The following is a 20,186-nucleotide window of genomic DNA, read 5'->3' as shown; positions in this document are numbered from 1 at the left end:
AAGCTATGGCTCATTCTGCCGACCTGACGACAGAGTTCTATCTTCGGCATCTGCCGGCAGGGCGGATGGAGAAGACCACTCTGGTCGCGGAATGCCCGTTTTGCCGGGACCGGGGCTTCGATCCTGCCGGTCGGCTGGTGGTATTCCTCAACCAGGATGGACCCTTCCATGGCTATTTCCGCTGTCAGAACCGCTGCGTGCCGGGTGGATTCCCGCTCTGGTTCGCCCGTCTCGCGGCCCTCGACCTGTCGGAAGCACCGGGGTTTGATCCGGAGCGGGAATATTTCCACCAGCGCGCCGAATTCCCGGTCGTCAATATCAATACCGAGATCATGCAGTACCATGACCGCCTGACCGATGACCTGATCCAAGAATTCTCGGCCGCCGGGATCGGTCGCCAGGTGCTGGACGAACTGCAGATCGGCTATAACGGTCGCTATATCGTCTATCCGTACTTCCAGACCGACGGCAATGGTTATACCGCCCGTTGCGTATTCCCTGACCGACCGCAGGACTATTTCTGGCACGGCGACGAGCAGCTGGCCGCTGAAGAATTCCAGATCTTCAATATCCGGGATCTTTTGTGCTGCGAGAATGGCGCCCTCTTTCTCTGTGAGGGGGAAAACAATCTCCTGCCGCTGAAGCAACTCGGTTTTCCCGGCCTCGCCGTGCCGTACAGTCCGGTTCTCGAGAGCATCGATCCGGAAATCTTCGCCCATGTCCGCACCCTGTTCATCGTCATGGTGAATTCGGGCGAATCCGAGACGGCGGCCAGGGCCCTGGCCGCTCGTATCGGCTACAAGGTGCGCCTGCTGCAATGGCCGGCCGGACTACCACGCGGTTACAGCGTCTGGCAGATGGCCCGCGACCGCGGCGGCGGTTTCAGGGATGCGATCGCGGCGATGATCCAGTCGGCGAAGACCTTTTCCCCTTTCCCCGCCCCCCGGTTCGAACATGAACGCTTTCTCCGGCGGTTGACGGCCGAGCAGGGGACTGCCTATGCGGCAATGCAGTCGGGATTTTCCCGGCTGGATGCGGCCATCGGCGGTATCCACGGCATCAATGTCATCGGCGGCGCCCCCAAGGTCGGCAAGTCGATGTTCATGATCCAGATCGCCACCGAGATGGCGCTGCGGGGCATTCCGGTGCTCTACTATGATTTCGAGAACGGACGGCAGAAGATCTACCAGCGGACGCTCATCCGCCTGAGCCGGATGGACGTCTCGACGATGCGCCGGCAGGAGTGGACCGAGACCGAGCGGCAGCGGTACGACGACGCCTGTCGCCGGGTACGTCGGATGATGACGGCCTTTCGGGTGGTCAATGACCGCAAGCTGACCCCTGAACTGATGCGACGGCATATCGATTTTCTCCGCCACGAGACATCCAGGGAATACGCGGTGGTGGTCATCGACAGTCTGCACAAGCTGCCGTTCAAGGACCTGAGCGAGCGCCGGACCGGGATCGACGCCTGGCTGCGTCAGCTCGAGGCCATTCGTGACGAACTGCAGGTTTCCTTTCTGGTCATTTCCGAGCTCACCCGCGGCGGGGACGGTTCGTACCGGGAGGAACCGCACCTCGGGGTCTTCAAGGGATCGGGCGATATCGAGTACAGCGCCGACAACGCGATGGTGCTGTACCCCGGCGACGAGCACCAGGATCCCGCGGCGGCAAGGGGAAGGAGCAACACCCTGTGGCTGGTGGCCAGCCGCGAGCACAGCCCGGGGCCGGTCGCCTCCTATGCCCTCGATTACCCGTATTGGGGATTCGTCGAAGAAGGGGGGCGTATTGTCTGACATTGCCTGCCGCCGGCTTCCCGACTGTTGCCGAAAACCTCCAATGACCGGTCATTGCCGTGCTATCCCGGATACTTCGACTGTCGCGGGCGGCGAGTCTTTTCAATTGACCACGACAATAAAATAGAAGAGAATGATCCTGTGCAGTACTACGGAGATTGGCCTTCATACGAACTGTAGATGGAGACTCAAATGAACAAGACACGAATCTCGTTGTTGCTGCTGGCTGTGTGCGGCGTGTTTTTCGCCACTGCCGCCGGAGCCGCCGACTGTAGCGGCGGCTGGAAGGTGTTGCCGGGTTACCAACCTGGATCAGGAGGGGTTTGTGCCGCAATGGGGCTGAACACCAACGCGGGGGTCTGCCTGCCCGGGCAGCGCTATGAAACCCTCTGCGACGACGCCTCGGGCGGGAGATACCGGACCTGCCAGGGGGCGCGTCAGTGCTATGACGACCGGCGCCGGGGTGACGACGACTACCGCCGGGGTGACCGCGGCAGACGCCGTGGTGGTGATGACGGCTGCCGTGGCTGGGACTACAGCTACGATCAGCCTTGTCCTCCCGGTTACATCAACCGAGACTGTCGGGGCGGCTGCGAGCCGTATTGATCGTTCGGCCCCTCTCCGCTGAAGTCGGGTCGGATATATTCCCCGGCCGGCGACCTCACCTTCAACCCGTCTGCTGATCAGACCGCAGGCGGGTTCTGTGTTTGTTCCTTTCCCGCTTTACCCGTTTTCCGCAAGGTTGTACCGCCATCGCTGCAGCGCGGCGACGGCGATTTCCGCCCGCAGCCGCCCCCGCAGCCGCTTCGGGGGCTTTTTCTCCCAGGCCGGGAACAGGCCGAAATTGACGTTTGACGGCTGAAAATGTTTCGGGTCGCCGGTGGTCAGGTGGCGGATCAAGGCGCCGAGGGCGGTCTCCGGCGGCGGCGGCACGATCGTTGTCCCGGCTGCCAGACACGCCGCGTTGATGCCGGCCACAAGACCCATGGCGGCGGATTCGACGTAGCCTTCGACCCCGGAAAGCTGGCCGGCAAACAGCAGGTCCGGCCGGGCCTTGAGCTGCAGGGTCGGCTGCAGCAGCAGCGGGGCGCAGATGAAGGTGTTGCGGTGGATCGAACCCAGACGGGCGAACTCGGCCCGCTCCATGCCGGGGATGAGGCGGAAGATCCGCTGCTGTTCCCTATAGGTCAGCTTGGTCTGGAATCCGACCATGTTGCAGGTCGTGCCTTCCCGGTTCTCCTGGCGCAACTGGACGACGGCATAGGGCTCACGTCCCGTCCGCGGGTCGGCCAGACCGACCGGTTTCATCGGTCCGAAGCGCAGGGTATCCTCGCCCCGGGAACACAGCACCTCGATCGGCAGGCAGCCCTCGAAGTATTTCGGTTCCTCGAACGGCCGCAACGGCACATACTCCGCCCGGGCCAGTTCATCGATGAAGCGCCGGTACTGGTCGCGGTCCATCGGGCAGTTGAAGTAATCACCGGGACCGTCGTCATAGCGCGATTTCCGGTAGACGACACCAAGATCGAGGCTGTCGGCAATGACAATCGGGGCGATGGCATCGTAGAAGGAGAGCCGTTCTTCCCCGGTGACTGCGGCGATCGCCGAGCTCAGCGCCTCGGAGGTGAGCGGGCCGGTGGCCACGATCGTCGGCCCCTGCTCCGGGGACGGCAATTCCTCGACCTCCCGGCGGCGCACAGTGACCAACGGGTGCCGTTCCATCGTCTCGGTGATATAGCGGGCGAAATGCTCGCGGTCGACCGCCAGCGCCCTGCCGGCAGGGACCTCGGTGGCGGCGGCGGCCCGCATGATCAGTGAGTCGAGCAGGCGCATCTCCTGCTTCAGCAGGCCGACGGCCGATTCGATATCGCTGGCCCGCAGGGAGTTGCTGCAGACCAGTTCCGCCAGCAGCGGGGAGTTGTGGGCCGGGCTGAAGCGCTGCGGCTTCATTTCGTACAGGGTGACGCGGCAGCCGCGGGTGGCGGCCTGCCAGGCAGCCTCGCAACCGGCGAGACCGCCGCCGATGATCGTGATGGGGCCTTGGTTGGTCATGATGCTGTCGCCCTCAGGTGCACATGGGGAAGGGAAGATTGATTCAGGAAACGAAGCTGCGGCTGGCAGGGTCGGGATCAACGGTATTCGATCTGGACCGGCACCTTCCGTCGGCCCCAGTAGAGCGCATCCCGATGGGAATCAAAGTAGAGATCGATGCGGTCCGGCCCCTTGATGGCGCCGCCGCGATCCTCGACCCGGCCCCAGCCATATCCCGGCACATACATCCTGGTGCCGAACGGATAATGGCGGGTATCGGCGGCGATGGTGCCATCCGCCGGCAGCAGGTACCAGGGGAAGAGGATGGTACGGACCGGGATCATCCACGGCCGTTGCAGGCTGTCCATCGAAAAGAGCCCTTCTTCGGGTTCTTCAGGCCAGGTGCCGCTGGCGGTCCTGCCGCTGTACGGTCTGCCGGCGGCGGCGCCGCGGCTGACGTATTTGTTCCAGAAATCGAGATAGAGCCAGCCGGCGCTGCCGCGCTCCCAACTGCAGCAGGCACCGCAGCCGCAGTAGGCGGTGGTCTCCATCATCCGTCCGACCCGGGTCGTGGCGCAGCCGCCGAGCAGCAGGGAAGACGAGACGAGGAGCAGGAGGGCGAGGGGAGCGACCATCCTGCGACCGGCCGCCCATCCCCGGCTACCGACATTTATGCCCGGTGAAACCATTTTCGTATCTCCATTCTGCCGATGGTCTTCCACACCGGCCGCCCGTGGGGGCAGTGGCTGAAGAGGTCGGCCCGGGCCATCCGGTCGAGCAGGGCCTCGATCTCCCTGGTCGAGAGTCTTGCCCCGGCCTTGACGGCCGCCCGGCAGGCCATCGTGGCGAGAATCCGATCGATCCGGTTCTCCCGCTCGCCCTGGCCGCTCTCGCTGCCGAACTGTTCGAGCATATCGAGCAGCAGTTCCTGCGGCGGGCATTGCCCGGCCAGCGCCGGCACCCCGGAGATGACATAGGCGTTGCCGCCGAAGTGCCGGAGGGCGAAGCCCATCCGCTGCAGTTCAATGAGATGCTGGTCGACCAGGCGGGCCTGGAACAGCGACAACTCGGTCGTCAGCGGGAAGAGCAGGCTCTGGCTGGCGATCCGGTCGCCGGTGTACTGGCGGCGCAGGTCTTCAAAGAGCAGGCGCTCGTGGGCGGCGTGCTGGTCGATCAGTACCAGTCCCTCGTCATTCCGGCAGAGGATATAGAGGTCGTCGAGCTGACCGATGACCTGCAACCCATGATGCTGCCGTTCCGGGACGGCGAGGGTGGCCTGGCGTGGCAACCGGGCGTCGGCATCCGGAGCGGTTGCCGGTTCAGGTTCAGCGGCGGCGACCCCTCGCCCTGCGGCGTTGGCCGGCCGATATGGTTCGACAGCTGGCACCTGACGGTCTGCATGGAGGGCGCCCGACGCGGCGCGAGGCGTTCCCCGGGGAGGATCATCTTCATCCGGCGGGATGGGGACGCTGGAGGGGCTATCCGGAACGGGCCGGGTGTCGAGTGGGATCGGAGAGGTCTGGCGGGTCCGGCTCGGGCCGAAGATCCGCCCCTGGACCGTTTTCTGGTAATCGCCCATCGCCCCGGCGACCGCCTCACTGATGAGGAGATGGATATCGCGGCTGTTGCGGAACCGGACTTCGTGCTTGGCCGGGTGGACGTTGACATCGACCTCGGTGGCCGGGATGATGAGGTGAATGAGCCCGGCCGGATTCCTGCCCTTCATCAGAAAACCGCGCAGACCCTCGATGACGGCATGGGTCATCATCCGGTCCCGGACCGCCCGGCCGTTGACGAACAACCGCAGTCGGGCGGCGGCCGGCAGGGTGGCCTCCGGCAGGGCGAGGTAGCCGAAGACCCGTTGCGGCGGGGTCGTGGCGTCGGGATCGCCGATCGGCAGCAACGGCGCGGCGGTGGGCATCAGCCGGACCAGTCGCTGCTGCAGGGACAGGGTCCGGTCGAGATGCAGGATCTCCCGGCCGTCGATCCTCAGCACGATGGTGACCCCGGGCGAGCCGAGGGCGTAGTTCTTCACCACTTCCTCGACATGGGCCTGCTCGGTGCGGACGGTGCGCAGGAACTTGCGGCGGGCCGGGGTATTGCCGAACAGGTGGGCCACCTCGAACCGGGTGCCCTGGGCCGCCCCGATCTCGTGGATCTTGACCAGCTTGCCGTAGGCGACGACGGCCTCGGTGCCGAGATCCGAACCGACGGGCCGCGAGGTGATGGTCAGCCGCGCCACCGAACCGATCGAGGGGATCGCCTCGCCGCGGAAGCCGAGGGTGGCGATGGCGGCCAGATCCCGGTCCTCCCTGATCTTCGAGGTCCCGTGACGTTCGAGGCAGAGCAGGACGTCATCCTCGTCCATGCCCTCGCCGTTGTCGATGACCCTGATCAGCCGGATGCCGCCGCCCTCGATCTCGATTTCGATCCGGGTGGCGCCGGCATCCAAACTGTTTTCAACGAGTTCCTTGACCACCGAGGCCGGCCGTTCAATGACCTCGCCGGCGGCAATCTGGTTCGCCAGGTGTTCGGGAAGAATATGGATTTTGGCCATGCGGGGATTGCTTTCCTGTTGCGTCGAGGGTGGTACGTGTTACATTGGAACGAAGCGATAGAACCATCAAGCAAGGAATTCTACCATCACTCTCCTGTCAGTGTCACCCGAAAAACCCAGTACGGAAGAACCTCGATCGCCCTCCCCCCGCAGGCGGAGCGCAACCACCTGCCATGCGCGCCACATTTTCGTGGTTCTCACGGTTGTCACCCTGATCCTCACCGCCGTCTTCGGGTCGCTGCTCGTCACCCTCATCGCGCTGCGCATCCCCGACCTGAGCTCCGTCGCCCACTATCAACCGCCCCAGGCCAGTCTGATCTATGACCGCCACGGTAATATGATCGCCAGGGTGTTTGAGGAAAACCGGACGGTTATCCCGCTGTCGGCGATGCCGGAGCTGCTGCTGAAGGCCTTTATCGCCGCTGAGGACAACCGTTTCTTCGAACATCCGGGTCTCGATTTCGTGTCGGTGGTCAGGGCGGCCGTGGTCAATCTCCGGCGGGGAGAGAGGGGGCAGGGCGGGTCGACGATCACCCAGCAGGTCGCCCGATCGCTGCTGCTGACCCCGGAAAAGACCTATGTGCGCAAATTCAAGGAGGCCATCCTCGCCTGGCGGATCGACACCCGGTTGTCGAAAGAGGAGATCCTCTACATCTATCTCAACCAGATCTATCTCGGCGCCGGGGCCTTCGGCGTCGAGGTCGCCTCCCAGGCCTATTTCCGCAAACGGGCGGCGGACCTGTCGCTGGCCGAGATGGCCGTCCTGGCCGGCCTTCCCCAGGCCCCGAGCCGCTATACCCCCCTGGGCTTTCCCAAACGGGCGGTGGCGCGGCAGCTCTATGTGCTCAACCGGATGGCCGCCGCCGGCTATATCACGGCGGAGCAGGCGCGCGAGGCCTACACGAGCCGGATCACCTATCATAATCCGGTAGCGGCCGAGCATCTCGACGAGAATGGGTACTTTATCGAAGCGGTCAAGAAGAAGGTGGCACAGCAGGTGAAGATGCCGCTGACCCGCGCCGGCCTGCGCATTTACACCACCCTCGATCCCGGGATGCAGCACGAGGCGACGGTGGCGGTACAGAACGGCGCCCGCGAGATCCATGCGCGGCTGGTGAAGGAGAGCGGGGCGAAAACGCCGCCGCCGCAGGCGGCGCTGGCGAGCATCGAGATCTCGTCGGCGAAGGTCAGGGCCCTGGTGGGGGGGACGGACTTCCTCGCCTCACCCTTCGACCGGGCCACCCAGGCGAAACGGCAGGCCGGCTCGTCGTTCAAGCCGCTGGTCTATGCGACGGCCCTGGCAATAGGCTGGGAACCGGGATCGTATATCGATGACAGCCCCTTCTCGCTCACCGGAGCCAACGGGGTGCGCTGGCAACCGAAGAATTACGGCGGTAAATACCATGGGTCGGTCACCCTGGCCGAGGCCCTGGCCCACTCGTACAACAGCGCCGCGGTCCGGCTGCTCCAGGCGGTGGGGGCCAGGAGGGTGCACGATCTGGCGCGAGCGGCCGGGATCACCTCCTATCTGCCGCCGGACCTGTCGCTGGCCCTGGGCTCAGCCGATCTCACCCTGCTCGAGTTGACCGCCGCCTACATGCCTTTCGCCCGCCAGGGACGGTTTGCGCCGCCCTCCCTCATCGAACGGATCGAGATGCCCGACGGCACGGTGCTGCCGGGAGACGGCGGCGATATCCGGCAGGTGCTGGAGGTCGCCAACGCCTACAAGATGCGGAAGATGCTGGAAGGGGTGGTCCGGAGCGGTACCGGTCGCCGGGTGGCGGTCCTGGGCGGCTCGATCGGCGGCAAGACCGGGACCTCGAACGACAACCGCGACACCTGGTTCATCGGCTTCAACGACACAATGCTGACCGGGGTCTGGGTCGGCTACGATCACAACCACAGCCTCGGCGCCGACGAGACCGGCGGCCGCACGGCGGCGCCGATCTGGCTGGCGTACACCCGGTCGCTGCCTCAGTCGTTCTGGTAATGGCCGAGGCCGGCGACCGGTAGGTCGGCGGTACGTCAGTCGACATGGAGGATGACGGCATAGCAGCTGAAGATCGCCCAGACCCGGTCGCCCTCCTGCAGGCCGAGCGGCTCGCTGCTGCCGCTGCCGACGATGGCGCAGAGTTCGGTCCCGTCCTCGAGGCGCAGGCTGATCTCAGAGTTGATCGTGCCGGTGCCGATCCGTTCGATCCGGCCGCAGAACCGGTTCTCCGCCGTACAGCGCGGTTCCTGGTCGCCCCGGGCGAGGACGACCCATGGGGCCTTGACCTCGGCCCTGACCAAGCGGCCGATCGCCAGATCGAGTTTCTCCAGACTGCCATGGGTGATGATCGACTGGACGATCATGCCGCTGACCGTGGTGATCTCGACCAGTGCCTGGATGTCACCCTTGCGGATGGAGCTGATCTTGCCGAAAAAGGCGTTGCAGGCGCTGGTCTTGCGCGAGAATTCGCGTTCGACGTGGTACCGGGTTGCCTGCTGCAGCTCCTCCTCGGAAAAGGAGATGTAGGTGCTGGTCAGGGTGGGGGTTGAGTGGCCGAGGAAGGCTTGGACCGCCGGCAGCGGCATTCTGTCGAGCAGCAGCTCGACCGCCCGGGCCTTGCGGATCATTTCCGGTCCCCCCTGGCGGGGAGGGAGGCCTATGGCCCTGGTCCGTTCGTAGAATTTTCGGCGGACAAAGCCGGGGTCGATGGCCAGCGACTGGTTGAGCGCCTCGCGAAACGGGGGATCGGCCAGCAGCGCGGATATCGTCTCGGACAGGGCCTCGGGGATCCGGACCTCGCGACTGGTTGCCTTTTCCCCTTTATCGCCACTGAAGAAGCGGATGATATGCCGGGTCGGGTCGAAGTCGTTGTAGGGATTGAGATTCAGGACCTCGTTGAGCTTGGCTCCGGTGTAACGGATGAGCAGGAAAATAAGATAGATACGCTCCCGGGAGAGTCGCACTTCGCGGCGCGAAGAGGTCTCGAACCAGGTGCGGAATGATCCCTCGAGCCGCTCCAGTTGGAGGGTGTCGAGGCAGGTTCGGTCATGATCCTGAATGGATGAATCTGTCGCGGCCATAGAACGGGGAAACCGTCATTGTGTTGGTCTGAGCGGGCAGGGGGGATGAGCGATTTGAGGCCGATCCGCCGGGACATCAGTCTACCCTTCCTCTACCATAACCAGGGGGAATCTACAAATACAGATGATTGCCTGGTTCCAAGGCGTCACCCTGTGTATCCCGCTCGTCTTTCCCGTTGACGGTGGTTATGTTCATGAGAGGGCGAAATTGACGGCTCGCAAACTCTCCGGGGAGAAGCACCCCCGGCTCCGCCCAGCCGGCGGCGATCCCGTCGGCTCGAAACGTTCCCATGCACCAAGGAGGCATCATGCATCCCGATAATGATCAGCAGGAGATACACTGCCGAACCATATCTTCACCGATCGGCGAACTGGCCTTCCATGCCGACGCCGAGCATCTTTACGCCATCGACAGCATCAAGGGCGATCGCAGGATAGACCCGGGGCGGCAGGGTCGGAACCAGATCCTGGTCGAGGCCGAGCGCCAGTTCCGGGCCTATTTCGCCGGCCGGCTGCGGGTCTTTGACCTGCCGCTGCGACCGGTCGGTACCGAATTCCAACTGGCGGTGTGGCAGGCCATGCGGGGCATTGCCTATGGCGCGGTGCTGACCTACGGCGAACTGGCCGCCCTGGTCGGCGGCCGCAACAAGGCTCGGGCGGTGGGCCAGGCGGCCAACCGCAACCCGCTGATGATCGTCATTCCCTGTCATCGGGTGATCGGCAGTGACGGGCGACTGGTGGGGTTTGGCGCCGGGGTCGACAAGAAGGATCTGCTGCTCCGGCATGAACGGGGCGAAGAGGTGTGGCCGCAGCGTCCTGCTGCCGGGTCGTACCGATAGCGCCTGCTGCCGGCGGAAGGCATGGCGGCGGCGATGGGTGCGGTACTGCCGCTGCCTGGACCAAAAAAAACCCGGGATCAGACGAAAGTCCGAACCCGGGACGTTTCTTGGCACACCAGGCGGTGCCGGATCTAGAAGGCGTTCATGGTCCAGATGCCGCAGGGGCAGGTGTCGGCACAGAAGCCGCAGGCGATGCATTTGCTGTCGTCCGAGACGTACTCGTAGCTTTTTTCGCCCGCCGCCGGGTACTTGCCGACGGTGGAGGTGATCTCCCGCCGGCTGATGGCCCCGGTCGGGCAGATGGTCTCGCACAGATGGCAGTCCCGGCACGAGGCGCAGGACAGGCAGCGATCGGCCTGGGCGGTTTCGGTCGGGAGCGAGTCCCCCGGAAAATAGTGGGTGATCGTCAGCGCCTGCTGCGGGATCACCTGCTTGGTGAAGGGGCGCCATTCCTCCCCCTTGATCTGGGCGATGATATACTCGGCAGCGGTCTTGCCGGCGCCGAGGGCGTTGGTCGCCAGGCCGGGCTTCTCGACATCGCCGACCGCCAGGACGCGGACGTTGGAGGTGACGTGGGCCTTGTCGGTGGTGATCCAGGCCGCGCCGCCGACGGAGACGGTCTCGATCGTCTCGGGCAGGAAGGGCAGGGCCGGGACATCACCGATCGAGATGATGACCGTCTGGGCCGGGATGATCTCGCCGGATGCCGTGACAAGCCCTTCGGCCGTCACTTCCTTCGTCACCACCGGCCAGCGGAAAACGGCGCCGTGTGCCTCGGCCGCCTCCTTTTCCTTGCCGAAGGCCAGTGGTTTCTGGATGTCGACCAGGGTGACCTTTTCCGCTCCCAGCCGGTAGGCCTCGCAGGCGACATCGCAGCCGACGTTGCCGGCGCCGATGATCACCACTTCGCGCCCGACGGCCGGCGGCGCATCGCTCTTGGCCTGTTTCAGGAAATCGAGGGCGGCGATCACCCGCTCATGGCCGGGGAACGGGATGCGCCTGGGCTCGTGGGTGCCGACGGCGATGACCACGTAATCGTACTCCTCCTGCAGTCGGGCGAAGCTGTTCCGATCGAGGTCGAAATTGCAGGTGACGGTGATGTTCGGCATCGCCAGGAACCGCTTGATTTCGACATCCCAGATCGCCTGCGACAACCTCTCCCAGGGGATGACCTGGGCCAGCTTGCCGCCGATCCGGCTGTCCTTCTCGAAAATGTGGGCCTCCACCCCGGCCAGGGCCAGTTGCCAGGCGACATTCATCCCGGCGGGACCGCCGCCGATAACGGCCACCTTCCGGCCGAGGGATTCGGCCGGCTTGGGGGCGGGGAAATTGCCGACGGCCCGGCCGAGGACCTGGATCTCGATCGGCCCGTCCACCTGGCGCCGGGAACAGTTCTCCATGCACAGGTTGGGACAGACGGCGCCGCAGACCGAGGCCGGCAGGGGGGTGTAGCGCAGCAGCATCTCGTACGCCTCGTCGATTTTGCCTTCCCGGATCAGGCGGAGGCGGTCGATCGTCGGAATGTGGATCGGACAGTAGAAGGTGCACGGGGCCGCGGCCTCGCTGTTGGCCCAGTAGGGTTTCTTGCGCCGCAGGTCGCCGGTGACGATCGTCTCGATAGCGCTGCGATCGAGTCCCGGGGCGAGATCGCGCAGGGGATCGCCGCCGCCGAAGGCCTTGTTCCAGTGCTGATTGCGGAATTCCGCCATCGGCATCGGGCCTGAGAACATCAGGGCCCGTTCCTGGGGGGTGACGGTGGCGAGGATCCGCCATTCGTCGCGTTTGGTGAGGGTCGAAAAGAGATTGGCGCTCCCGATTTTACCGAGGAAAATCGGCATGTTTTCGACCAGCCATTGCCATTGCTCGTCGTTCGGGCGGTCGAGCCGGGCGTTGGTCCTGGGGAATGAGTCGTCGATGGGGCCCCGGAAGTAGATGAGACCGCCGACCATCCCGACGCAGGGGCGATAGCCGAGGATATTGTCGGGATTCTTCGGGTTGACGCCGCAGACGACGGCGACACCGCCGCAGTTGAATTCGGCGAAGGAGTCGCCGGTCGAACCGAGGACCCAGAGCTCCGGCTTGTCGTATTCCGGGTTCCACTTGGTCATGGTCAGGCCGCGGGACCCGATCGAACCGCCGATATAGACTTTGCCGTTGGCCATGGCGTTGCAGGCGCCGTTGGTGGCATCGCCGAGGATGGTGATCTCGGCGCCGATATTGAGGTAGCCGACATCGTCGGAGGTCGGCCCCTTGCAGAGGATGGTGGTGCCCGGCATGCCCATGCAGCCGAGGCGCTGCCCGGATGGGCCGCTGACCTGGAGATGGAGGCCGCCCTCGCGCTGCAGCCTGATGCCGATATTGTGCTGCCCGTAGGATTCGAGAAGGAGGGCCGGGGACTTCGCCGCCGCCGCGCGCACCATCCGTTCGAATTCCATCGACCTGATCCGGTGACCCTGATCGTCAAGACCTTTCACTACCGTTGTTGTCACTGCAGACTCCTTATTTCAGCGACGGCAGATCCCCGCCGGCGAATGGCATGATGGTATGTCCGGTGTATATCAGCAGACATAGTTGATTCTCAAGTGATCGGCAGCGGCCTTGTCGGCGATGCCGATGGCGTCCGACATTCCGACCGGAAGGCTCTGGGAGCGGCCGAGCGGCGCCATGATCTTCTTGACCTCCGTCCTGATCGACATGAAGATGTCGGCGACCCGTTCGGCGACCAGGTCGGGATCGAGCCGGCGGTAGAGTTTGGGGTTCTGGCTGGTGATGCCTTTCGGACAGATGCCGAGATTGCAGACGTTGCAGCGGCCCTTTTCGTTGCCGAGGCAGCCGGCGGCGGCCTGCATGATATACTTGCCGATATGGACCCCGGAGGCCCCGAGCATGATCAGGGCCATCCCGTTCTGGGCAACGTTGCCGTTCTTGCCGATACCGCCGGCGGCAAATATCGGGATCTCGTTCTGTCGGCCCTGGGCCACCAGGTCGAGGTAGCATTCCCGGATGCAGGAGGCGACCGGATTGCCGGTCGCATCCATCGAGATGTTGTAGGCGGCGCCGGTGCCGCCGTCGATGCCGTCGATCAGCAGGCCGGCGGCGTAGGGGTTGCGCACCAGGTTGTTGAGCACGGCCTTGGCCGAGGTCGAGGCCGAGATCTTGGGGTAGACCGGGACCTTGTGGCCGAAGGCGGTCGACATGGTCTGGACCATCTTCATCACGCTCTCCTCGATCGAGTAGAGGGTCTGGTGCACCGGCGGCGAGGGCAGGTCGACGCTCTCGGGGACGCCGCGCAGGCGGGCGATGAGCTTCGATACCTTGTGCCACATCAAAAGACCGCCGTCACCGGGCTTGGCCCCCTGGCCGTACTTGATCTCGATCGCCGCCGGATCGCACTGCATCTCGGGGATGGCCCTGATGATCTCGTCCCAGCCGAAATAGCCGGAGGCGATCTGGAGGATGATGTACTTGAGGTATGGGCTCCGCAGGACCCAGGGCGGACAGCCGCCCTCGCCGGTGCACATGACGACCGGGATGCCGAGGACCTCGTTGCAGTAGGCGACGCCCTGCAGCAGACCCAGCCACATGTTCGGCGACAGGGCGCCGAAGGACATCGAGCCGATGACGAAGGGGAAGATCTCGCGGGTCGGCGGGATCCACCCGCCGTGCTGGATCCGATCGAGGAATTCCTCGGGGGTCAGGATCCGGCCCAGGGTAGTGTTGATGTTGAATTCATGACGGCCGGCATCGAGGGCCGGGTCGGTCAGCATCGAGATGCGGTTGAAGACGATGCGGTCGAGCAGGTTCGGGCCGCTGACATTGCGCCGCCCGCCCCGCTTCTGGGGCTCACCCTTCTGGTTGTGGAAGAAGAGGGTGCGGTGCTCGTTGGTGTTGGGCACCGGCATGATCGCCTCGTTGGGGCAGACCATCGCGCACATGCCGCAGCCGATGCAGGCGTTGGCGATCGACGTCTCCTGGCGGATACCGGTAAAGGTGCGGTATTCGCTGCCCCTCTTGGTGCTCAGGATGTCGAGCCGGGGCATCCGCTGGCGCATGTAGGCGAGGCGGATGGCATCCTTGGGACAGACCGAGGTGCAGTTGCCGCAGAGGGTGCAACGATCCTCGCGATGCTCGATGATCCAGGGAAAATCGGTGGGGGTCAGGCTGCCTGGGGCAACGGATACGGATCGTGTTGAGACCATATGGTGAGTTCCTTTCTATCGGGTGGAATAATGACGGTATGTTCGCGCATCGGCTGGAAATCAAGGGAACGGTCGCGATCCGGGATCATGGCGTCGACGCCGCACATCTCGCTGGCGATGGCCCACTCGCCCGCCTTGCCGCCGACGGTGGCCGGACGCATTTTCTTCTGGTCCATGACCAGCAGGCAGGTCTCGTCGGGGAGGGTGCCGATGACGGCATTCGGTCCGTCGATGATCAGGCGTCGGCAGACATTGCGGAGTCCGGCCAGGAATTCGCCCTGCGGGTGGGCTGCCAGTTCCTTTGAACTGAGCGGGGTGATGATGTGCTTGTAGGCCTGCAGCGGCAGCTTGAGCTGGTTGAGCGTATAGTGGAGGATGTGGGTGAAGACCTCGGAATCGCTCTGGTAGCCGAGATATCCCGGGTAATCACGACCAAGCAGCCAGTCCTTGATCGGCACGAAGGCGGTATTCTCGCCGTTGGTCATCGTCGAGATGCCCTGGAGGAAGAAGGGGTGGCAGGCATAGAGGTTGATGCCGTAGTTGGTGTTCTGCCGTCCCTGCGCCATACAGACCCTGGCCTTGATCTGGCCGTCGTGGAGACACAGCGAATCGCCGATCTTGATCGGCCAGCCGACCTCCTTGATGATGGTGACGTCCGGCCAGAACGAAAACACGGTCAGGTCGCCGCCATGCATCTCGCCGTCCTTTCTCAAGGCCAGGCGGGCGCGCATCAGCTCGTCGTCCTTTTCCTGCTGCGTCTTGTCGGTGAATCTGTCGGGCATGCGGTAGGCGCGGACGAAATAGCGGTAGCGGTCCCTCGACTCGACCAGGTCCCAGCGCATATGGAACTTGTGGTCGTATTTCAACTCGTAGCCGCGTTCCTCCATGAAATCGTCGAGACGGCGCCAGGCCTTGTCGCTGTGGGCGATGCCGGAGAGGATGGGAAACTTGTGGTTGTACCGGAAATCCTCAAATTCCATGCCCCGCAGCAGCAGGCCGAGGCCGGAACCGTCGTACCCCTCCTGCATGGCCTCCATGGCGGTGAGGACCGTATACGGTGAAAACGGTTCGTTTGCGGTTTTCAGGGCTAAACGACACATGTCCTACTCCTGATGGGTGAAAATGATAGTGCCCGAAGGCGAAGGTGAGAGCACGACAGAGGGATACATTGCGGAAATGTGTACCGTGTCGGACAATAATGTAAATTCTGGAGTCAAATTCTTACATTTATAGCAGGGATATATGGTTGTCAAGAAGAATATCGTATATCGATAAATGGCGTTTTATCAAAAGCTTACAATGATTGAATGCGGATGATCATGCGACTCGGGTGACCGGTTGTTGTGGCACCGGTTCGATCGGGGGTACTACAGGGCAGAAAAGCGCACTGGACGATACGATATACGGTCACGGAAAGAATACCCGACGAGGGGAGAACAGCGGGATTGGACTTACCGCACGCGAGGAGCTGCAGCGGGGGGACCGCTGCAGCCGCTGTTGACGGGACTTATTTGACGACCTTGCCGAAGTTTTTGACCTGGTCGATGGTCTGCTTGACCTCGGTCGCCTCCTTGACGCCGGGGATGCCGTTCATCAGTTCCTTGCCCTCGCCTTCGACGTCACGAATACCTTTCTTGAAGGAGGTTATCGCCTTGCCGAGACCGGCGCCGATCTCAGGCAGCTTCTTGCCGCCGAAGATCAGGAAGGCGATGACGAGAATGACGATCAATTCTGGTGTGCCGAGTCCGAACATGGTGTTACTCCGTAGTTAAATGGAAATCAGGTTGCCGTCGAGCTGTCATTCTTGTCATCATCGATTTTTTTCGGCTCTTCTTCTTTTTTGGTCGCATCCTTGAAGTTTTTTATTCCTTTACCGATTCCCGATCCGATTTCAGGCAGTTTGCCGGCACCAAAGATGATGACGACAATCACCAGGATGACAATCAGTTCCGGCATTCCAAGTCCAAACATAAAAACCTCATTGACAGAGCGGTGGTATTCTAACCGGTTGCGACACCAAATTTCAGTGACGTACAAGCTAGAAATGTAGAGCAGTCCGAGGAGAAAGTCAAGGTTGTCATCGCCGGCCCGGGGTCGGGTGGAGCTGGGCCGCTATCTCCCGCATCGCCGCCAGGACCTCGTGTTCATCGATGGTCAGCAGTTGGCGGTTCCGCATGACGATCCGGCCGTTGATCACCGAGTGGACGACATCGCCGCCTCTGGCGGCATATACCAGGTGCGAGGGCACATTGTAGAGCGGGATGAGGTGCGGCTGGTCGAGGTCGATGACGATGACGTCGGCCTTCCTGCCGACGGTCAGCGACCCGATTTGCCGCTCCACGCCGAGGGCAGTGGCGCCGCCGAGGGTCGCCGCCGCGAGGGTGGTCTCGGCGTTCATCGCCGTCGGGTCCATCCGGTCGACCTTGTGGACCTTGGCGACGCAGTTCATCTCGCCGAACATGTCGATGTTGTTGTTGCTGGCGCTGCCGTCGGTGCCCAGCGACACGGTGATGCCCCGTTCGAGCAGCCGGACGACGGGGGCGATTCCCGATGCCAGTTTCAGGTTCGATTCGACGCAGTGGCTCACTTTCACCTTCCGTTCGGCGAGCAGGCTGATATCGTCTTCGTCGAGGACTACGCAGTGGGCCGCAAGGGTGGTGTCACCGAGCAGGCCAAGCCGGTCGAGGTGCCGTGTCGGGGTGGCGCCGTAGCGGTCCCTGCAGGTGGCCACCTCGGAGGCGTTTTCCGACAGGTGGATATGGAGGAGGGCATTCTCCCGGCGGGCGATTTCGGCCAGGCGCCGGAGCAGGTCCGGTGAGCAGGTGTAGACGCTGTGCGGCATCACCGCCACTCTCACCAGCGGGTGCTGGCGATAACGGCAGAACATCTCTTCGACATAGGTGAATCCCGCCTCCACCGGTCCGTAGGACGGGGAGGGAAAATCAAAGAGGACCTCGCCGACCCAGGCCCGCAGGCCGGACTGTTCGGCCGCCCGGGCGACATCCTTGGCGAACAGGTACATGTCGCAGAAGCTGGTGGTCCCGGACTTGATCATCTCGGCCAGGGACAGCAGGGTCGAGTGGTAGACGATTTCCGGGGTCAGGCGCTGTTCGAGGGGAAAGATATATTCCTGAAGCCAGGTCATCAGCGGCAGGTCGTCGGCGATGCCGCGGAAACAGCTCATCGCCGCATGGGTGTGGGTGTTGATCAGCCCCGGCATGACCAGGCCGTGGGCGGTATGGAGCCGCTGGGCCCGGGGATGGGCCTTCTCGAGGTCGGCCGTGGGGCCGAGGGCGATGATGGTGTCGCCGGCAACGGCGATGCCGTGGTCTTCGAGCAGCTCCGACTGGCGGGCGCCGGGCAGGAGGTGCGATCCGGTGATGAGGAGGTCGGCCTGGGGCGTCATGTTCGAATGGAGGGGATGATCAGCACGATGAAGCTTCCCCTGCCAGCACAGCCCCGATCAGGGTGGCGATCTGCGGGCCGATCCGGCCGGCGCACTCGAGGATATCGTCGAGCAGGATCGGGTGGAAGTTGTCGGGATCGTTGATGTTGGATATTGCCGACAGCCCGAGCACGGCCATGCCGGCATGGCGGGCGACGATGACCTCCGGCACGGACGACATGCCGACGGCGTCGGCGCCGCTGTCTCTGAGCCATCTCGTCTCGGCCGGGGTCTCGAGACTGGGGCCGGGGATGCAGGCGTAGGTGCCGGTGATGACGTTCTCCAGGCCGCAGGCGACGGCGCAGTCGAGGGCGGCCTGGATCAGGCCGGGGTGGTACGGCTGCGACAGGTCGGGGAACCGTGGTCCCCAGGCATCGACATTGGGGCCGCGCAACGGGTTCTCGCCCAGGAAGTTGAGGTGGTCTCGGACGACCATGATCGATCCGGCCTCGAACAGCGGGTTCAGGCCGCCGGCGGCGTTGGTCAGGATCAGGGTCCTGGCCCCGAGCAGGGACAGTACCCGGATCGGAAAGGCCACTTCCGGGGTGGAATAGCCCTCGTAGTAATGGAACCGCCCCTGGAGGACGGCGACAGGCCTGTCGGCCAGACGGCCGATGATCAGGTTGCCGGGGTGGCCGGCGACGGTGGCCCGGGGAAAATGCGGGATATCCCGGTAGGGGATGGTCAGTTCCGCGTCGATCCGGTCGGCAAAGCCGCCGAGGCCGGTTCCCGACTGGACCACCGTTTCCGGCAGATATGGCAGCCTGCTCCGGCAGAAGGCCTCGCATTCCTGCACGGCCTGAACATAGCGCCCATGATCCATGATCAGCGATAGAGTGCGTTTTTCCGTAGATAGTCCCGGATCTTGTCGGCATCGGCATCCATGATCTCGCAGCGGCTTTCCCGTTCGAGGATACCGGTCAGCGATTCCGGGAAGGTCGGCGGCCGACCGATCGCCCTCTCGACGGCGGCGCCGAATTTGGCCGGATGGGCGGTGGCCAGGCAGACCATCGGAATCCCCGGTTTCTGGAGATCGAGGGCGGCCTTGACCCCGACGGCGGTGTGGGGGTCGAGGATGTAATCGTATTCATTGTAGATTTTAGCGATTGTGGCCAGCACCTCTTCCTCGGAAACGGCGGTGGCGGTGAAATCCCGGCGGATCTGGTCGAGATGGGACGAGAGGTCGATCCTGCCGGTGGCGGCGAACTCCGCCATCAGCTTGGCGACCCGTTGCGGTTCCTGGTCGACGAGATAGAAGAGATAGCGTTCGAAATTGGAGGCCGCCTGGATATCCATCGACGGGCTCGAGGTCTGGACCACCTGGCCGAGCGAATAGTCACCCTTGTTGACGAAGCGGGAGAGGATGTCGTTGGCGTTGGTGGCCAGGACCAACTGGCGGATGCAGCCTTCCGGCAGCATCCGTTTGGCGATGTAACCGGCGAAGATATCGCCGAAGTTTCCGGTCGGCACCGAGAAGGCCAGCGTGCCGTCGTTCTCGTGGCAACTGACGTGGAGACAACTGTGGACATAGTAGACCACCTGCGCCAGTACCCTGGCCCAGTTGATCGAATTGATCGCCCCGAGGCTGAGCGCCGTCTTGAATTCGATATCGCTGAAGATCTGCTTGACGATGGCCTGGCCGTCGTCGAAGGAGCCATGGATGGCGATGTTGAAGACATTGTCGTCCATGATCGAGGTCATCTGCTTTTCCTGCACCGGACTGACCCGCTTATGGGGGTGGAGGATGAAGATCCGGATCCGGTCCTTGCCGCGGACGCCGTAGATGGCGGCGCTGCCGGTGTCCCCCGAGGTGGCGCCGAGGATGTTGAGCACCTCGCCGCTTTTGGCGAGAAGGTATTCGAACAGGTTGCCGAGAAACTGCAGGGCGACGTCCTTGAAGGCCAGGGTCGGGCCATGGAACAACTCGAGGATGTGGAGATTGCCGCAATGGACGAGTGGGACTACATCTTCGGCATCGAAGGCGGCATACGACCGGTTGATGAGGTTCTTCAGGTCGCTGACCGGGATATCGTCGATGAACCTCGACATCACCTCGAAGGCCAGTTCGGCATAGCTGAGTCCTTTCCAGGAGGCCAGGGTCTGACTGTCGATGCGGGGAATGGTCCGGGGCAGCAGGAGCCCGCCGTCCTCGGCGAGCCCCATCATGACGGCTTTGGTGAAGGGGACGGGTTGAATCCCGCCCCTGGTGCTCAAGTATTGCATATCGTTGATGTCGTGAATCCGGTA

At 63.5% G+C, this 20,186-nt stretch carries 16 protein-coding genes; 4 read left to right on the top strand and 12 right to left on the bottom strand.

Annotation, left to right across the window (positions count from 1 at the left end; translation table 11 throughout):
• Nucleotides 1–65: 65 nt before the first annotated feature.
• Nucleotides 66–1,796, top strand: coding sequence for a DnaB-like helicase C-terminal domain-containing protein (locus ACWGKN_RS13470; RefSeq protein WP_452095447.1), 1,731 nt, complete (start codon nt 66–68; stop codon nt 1,794–1,796).
• 192 nt (nt 1,797–1,988) lie between these two features.
• On the top strand, nt 1,989–2,402 hold the full coding sequence (locus ACWGKN_RS13465; protein WP_424256376.1) for a hypothetical protein: 414 nt from the start codon (nt 1,989–1,991) through the stop codon (nt 2,400–2,402).
• 117 nt (nt 2,403–2,519) lie between these two features.
• On the opposite strand, the gene trmFO is transcribed toward ACWGKN_RS13465, so the two are convergent.
• The 3 genes from trmFO to mutL form a co-directional block, all read right to left on the bottom strand.
• Entirely contained in the window at nt 2,520–3,848 is a 1,329-nt protein-coding gene (gene trmFO, locus ACWGKN_RS13460; RefSeq protein WP_452095446.1) for a methylenetetrahydrofolate--tRNA-(uracil(54)-C(5))-methyltransferase (FADH(2)-oxidizing) TrmFO, read from the bottom strand.
• 77 nt (nt 3,849–3,925) lie between these two features.
• On the bottom strand, nt 3,926–4,516 hold the full coding sequence (locus ACWGKN_RS13455) for a 3D domain-containing protein (protein ID WP_424256374.1): 591 nt from the start codon (nt 4,514–4,516) through the stop codon (nt 3,926–3,928).
• Nucleotides 4,498–6,384 carry a DNA mismatch repair endonuclease MutL gene (gene mutL / locus ACWGKN_RS13450; protein ID WP_452095445.1) on the bottom strand — a complete coding sequence of 629 codons (1,887 nt, stop codon included), beginning with the start codon at nt 6,382–6,384 and terminating at the stop codon, nt 4,498–4,500. The genes ACWGKN_RS13455 and mutL overlap by 19 nt, the downstream gene beginning before the upstream one ends.
• Before the next feature lie 190 nt (nt 6,385–6,574).
• On the opposite strand from mutL, the gene ACWGKN_RS13445 reads away from it, so the two are divergent.
• A complete protein-coding gene (locus ACWGKN_RS13445) occupies nt 6,575–8,374 on the top strand; it encodes a penicillin-binding protein 1A (RefSeq protein WP_052160053.1) in 1,800 nt (599 codons plus the stop codon).
• 35 nt (nt 8,375–8,409) lie between these two features.
• Here the strand turns inward: ACWGKN_RS13445 and ACWGKN_RS13440 are convergent, their stop codons facing one another.
• Complete coding sequence (locus ACWGKN_RS13440; RefSeq protein ID WP_052160052.1) at nt 8,410–9,456, bottom strand: TOBE domain-containing protein; 1,047 nt, start codon at nt 9,454–9,456, stop codon at nt 8,410–8,412.
• A gap of 308 nt (nt 9,457–9,764) precedes the next feature.
• Here ACWGKN_RS13440 and ACWGKN_RS13435 point away from each other — a divergent pair, with 308 nt between their 5' ends.
• Nucleotides 9,765–10,295, top strand: coding sequence for a methylated-DNA--[protein]-cysteine S-methyltransferase (locus tag ACWGKN_RS13435; protein ID WP_452095444.1), 531 nt, complete (start codon nt 9,765–9,767; stop codon nt 10,293–10,295).
• A 131-nt stretch (nt 10,296–10,426) separates the two neighbouring features.
• Here ACWGKN_RS13435 and ACWGKN_RS13430 read toward each other — a convergent pair whose 3' ends face one another.
• The 8 genes from ACWGKN_RS13430 to thrC form a co-directional block, all read right to left on the bottom strand.
• A complete protein-coding gene (locus ACWGKN_RS13430; protein ID WP_452095443.1) occupies nt 10,427–12,784 on the bottom strand; it encodes an FAD-dependent oxidoreductase in 2,358 nt (785 codons plus the stop codon).
• 69 nt (nt 12,785–12,853) lie between these two features.
• On the bottom strand, nt 12,854–14,494 hold the full coding sequence (locus ACWGKN_RS13425) for a glutamate synthase-related protein (protein ID WP_035230511.1): 1,641 nt from the start codon (nt 14,492–14,494) through the stop codon (nt 12,854–12,856).
• Entirely contained in the window at nt 14,452–15,594 is a 1,143-nt protein-coding gene (locus tag ACWGKN_RS13420; protein ID WP_035230510.1) for a class II glutamine amidotransferase domain-containing protein, read from the bottom strand. The genes ACWGKN_RS13425 and ACWGKN_RS13420 overlap by 43 nt, the downstream gene beginning before the upstream one ends.
• Before the next feature lie 407 nt (nt 15,595–16,001).
• Nucleotides 16,002–16,247 carry a twin-arginine translocase TatA/TatE family subunit gene (gene tatA, locus ACWGKN_RS13415; RefSeq protein ID WP_035230506.1) on the bottom strand — a complete coding sequence of 82 codons (246 nt, stop codon included), beginning with the start codon at nt 16,245–16,247 and terminating at the stop codon, nt 16,002–16,004.
• Nucleotides 16,248–16,273: 26 nt separating this feature from the next.
• Entirely contained in the window at nt 16,274–16,465 is a 192-nt protein-coding gene (gene tatA, locus ACWGKN_RS13410; RefSeq protein ID WP_035230505.1) for a twin-arginine translocase TatA/TatE family subunit, read from the bottom strand.
• 106 nt (nt 16,466–16,571) lie between these two features.
• Nucleotides 16,572–17,900, bottom strand: coding sequence for an amidohydrolase (locus ACWGKN_RS13405; protein WP_452095442.1), 1,329 nt, complete (start codon nt 17,898–17,900; stop codon nt 16,572–16,574).
• A gap of 19 nt (nt 17,901–17,919) precedes the next feature.
• Nucleotides 17,920–18,762, bottom strand: coding sequence for a purine-nucleoside phosphorylase (locus ACWGKN_RS13400; RefSeq protein ID WP_035230501.1), 843 nt, complete (start codon nt 18,760–18,762; stop codon nt 17,920–17,922).
• 2 nt (nt 18,763–18,764) lie between these two features.
• Nucleotides 18,765–20,162: a threonine synthase gene (gene thrC, locus ACWGKN_RS13395; protein WP_035230499.1), complete on the bottom strand. Its 1,398-nt coding sequence runs from the start codon at nt 20,160–20,162 to the stop codon at nt 18,765–18,767.
• Nucleotides 20,163–20,186: the final 24 nt, after the last annotated feature.

The sequence above is a fragment of the Desulfoprunum sp. genome, assembly GCF_053613775.1.
The sequence above is the reverse complement of the archived record's forward strand: the minus strand, read 5'-3'. Positions and strand labels throughout refer to the sequence as shown.

What these genes read in the sequence shown, in the direction of transcription:
- thrC (WP_035230499.1), bottom strand. Translation starts at nt 20,162, where the DNA reads ATGCAATACTTGAGCACCAGGGGCGGGATTCAACCCGTCCCCTTCACC.
- ACWGKN_RS13405 (WP_452095442.1), bottom strand. Translation starts at nt 17,900, where the DNA reads ATGACGCCCCAGGCCGACCTCCTCATCACCGGATCGCACCTCCTGCCC.
- ACWGKN_RS13455 (WP_424256374.1), bottom strand. Translation starts at nt 4,516, where the DNA reads ATGGTTTCACCGGGCATAAATGTCGGTAGCCGGGGATGGGCGGCCGGT.
- ACWGKN_RS13465 (WP_424256376.1), top strand. Translation starts at nt 1,989, where the DNA reads ATGAACAAGACACGAATCTCGTTGTTGCTGCTGGCTGTGTGCGGCGTG.
- tatA (WP_035230505.1), bottom strand. Translation starts at nt 16,465, where the DNA reads ATGTTTGGACTTGGAATGCCGGAACTGATTGTCATCCTGGTGATTGTC.
- ACWGKN_RS13425 (WP_035230511.1), bottom strand. Translation starts at nt 14,494, where the DNA reads ATGGTCTCAACACGATCCGTATCCGTTGCCCCAGGCAGCCTGACCCCC.
- ACWGKN_RS13470 (WP_452095447.1), top strand. Translation starts at nt 66, where the DNA reads ATGGAGAAGACCACTCTGGTCGCGGAATGCCCGTTTTGCCGGGACCGG.
- tatA (WP_035230506.1), bottom strand. Translation starts at nt 16,247, where the DNA reads ATGTTCGGACTCGGCACACCAGAATTGATCGTCATTCTCGTCATCGCC.
- ACWGKN_RS13420 (WP_035230510.1), bottom strand. Translation starts at nt 15,594, where the DNA reads ATGTGTCGTTTAGCCCTGAAAACCGCAAACGAACCGTTTTCACCGTAT.
- ACWGKN_RS13440 (WP_052160052.1), bottom strand. Translation starts at nt 9,456, where the DNA reads ATGGCCGCGACAGATTCATCCATTCAGGATCATGACCGAACCTGCCTC.
- ACWGKN_RS13435 (WP_452095444.1), top strand. Translation starts at nt 9,765, where the DNA reads ATGCATCCCGATAATGATCAGCAGGAGATACACTGCCGAACCATATCT.
- mutL (WP_452095445.1), bottom strand. Translation starts at nt 6,384, where the DNA reads ATGGCCAAAATCCATATTCTTCCCGAACACCTGGCGAACCAGATTGCC.
- trmFO (WP_452095446.1), bottom strand. Translation starts at nt 3,848, where the DNA reads ATGACCAACCAAGGCCCCATCACGATCATCGGCGGCGGTCTCGCCGGT.
- ACWGKN_RS13400 (WP_035230501.1), bottom strand. Translation starts at nt 18,762, where the DNA reads ATGGATCATGGGCGCTATGTTCAGGCCGTGCAGGAATGCGAGGCCTTC.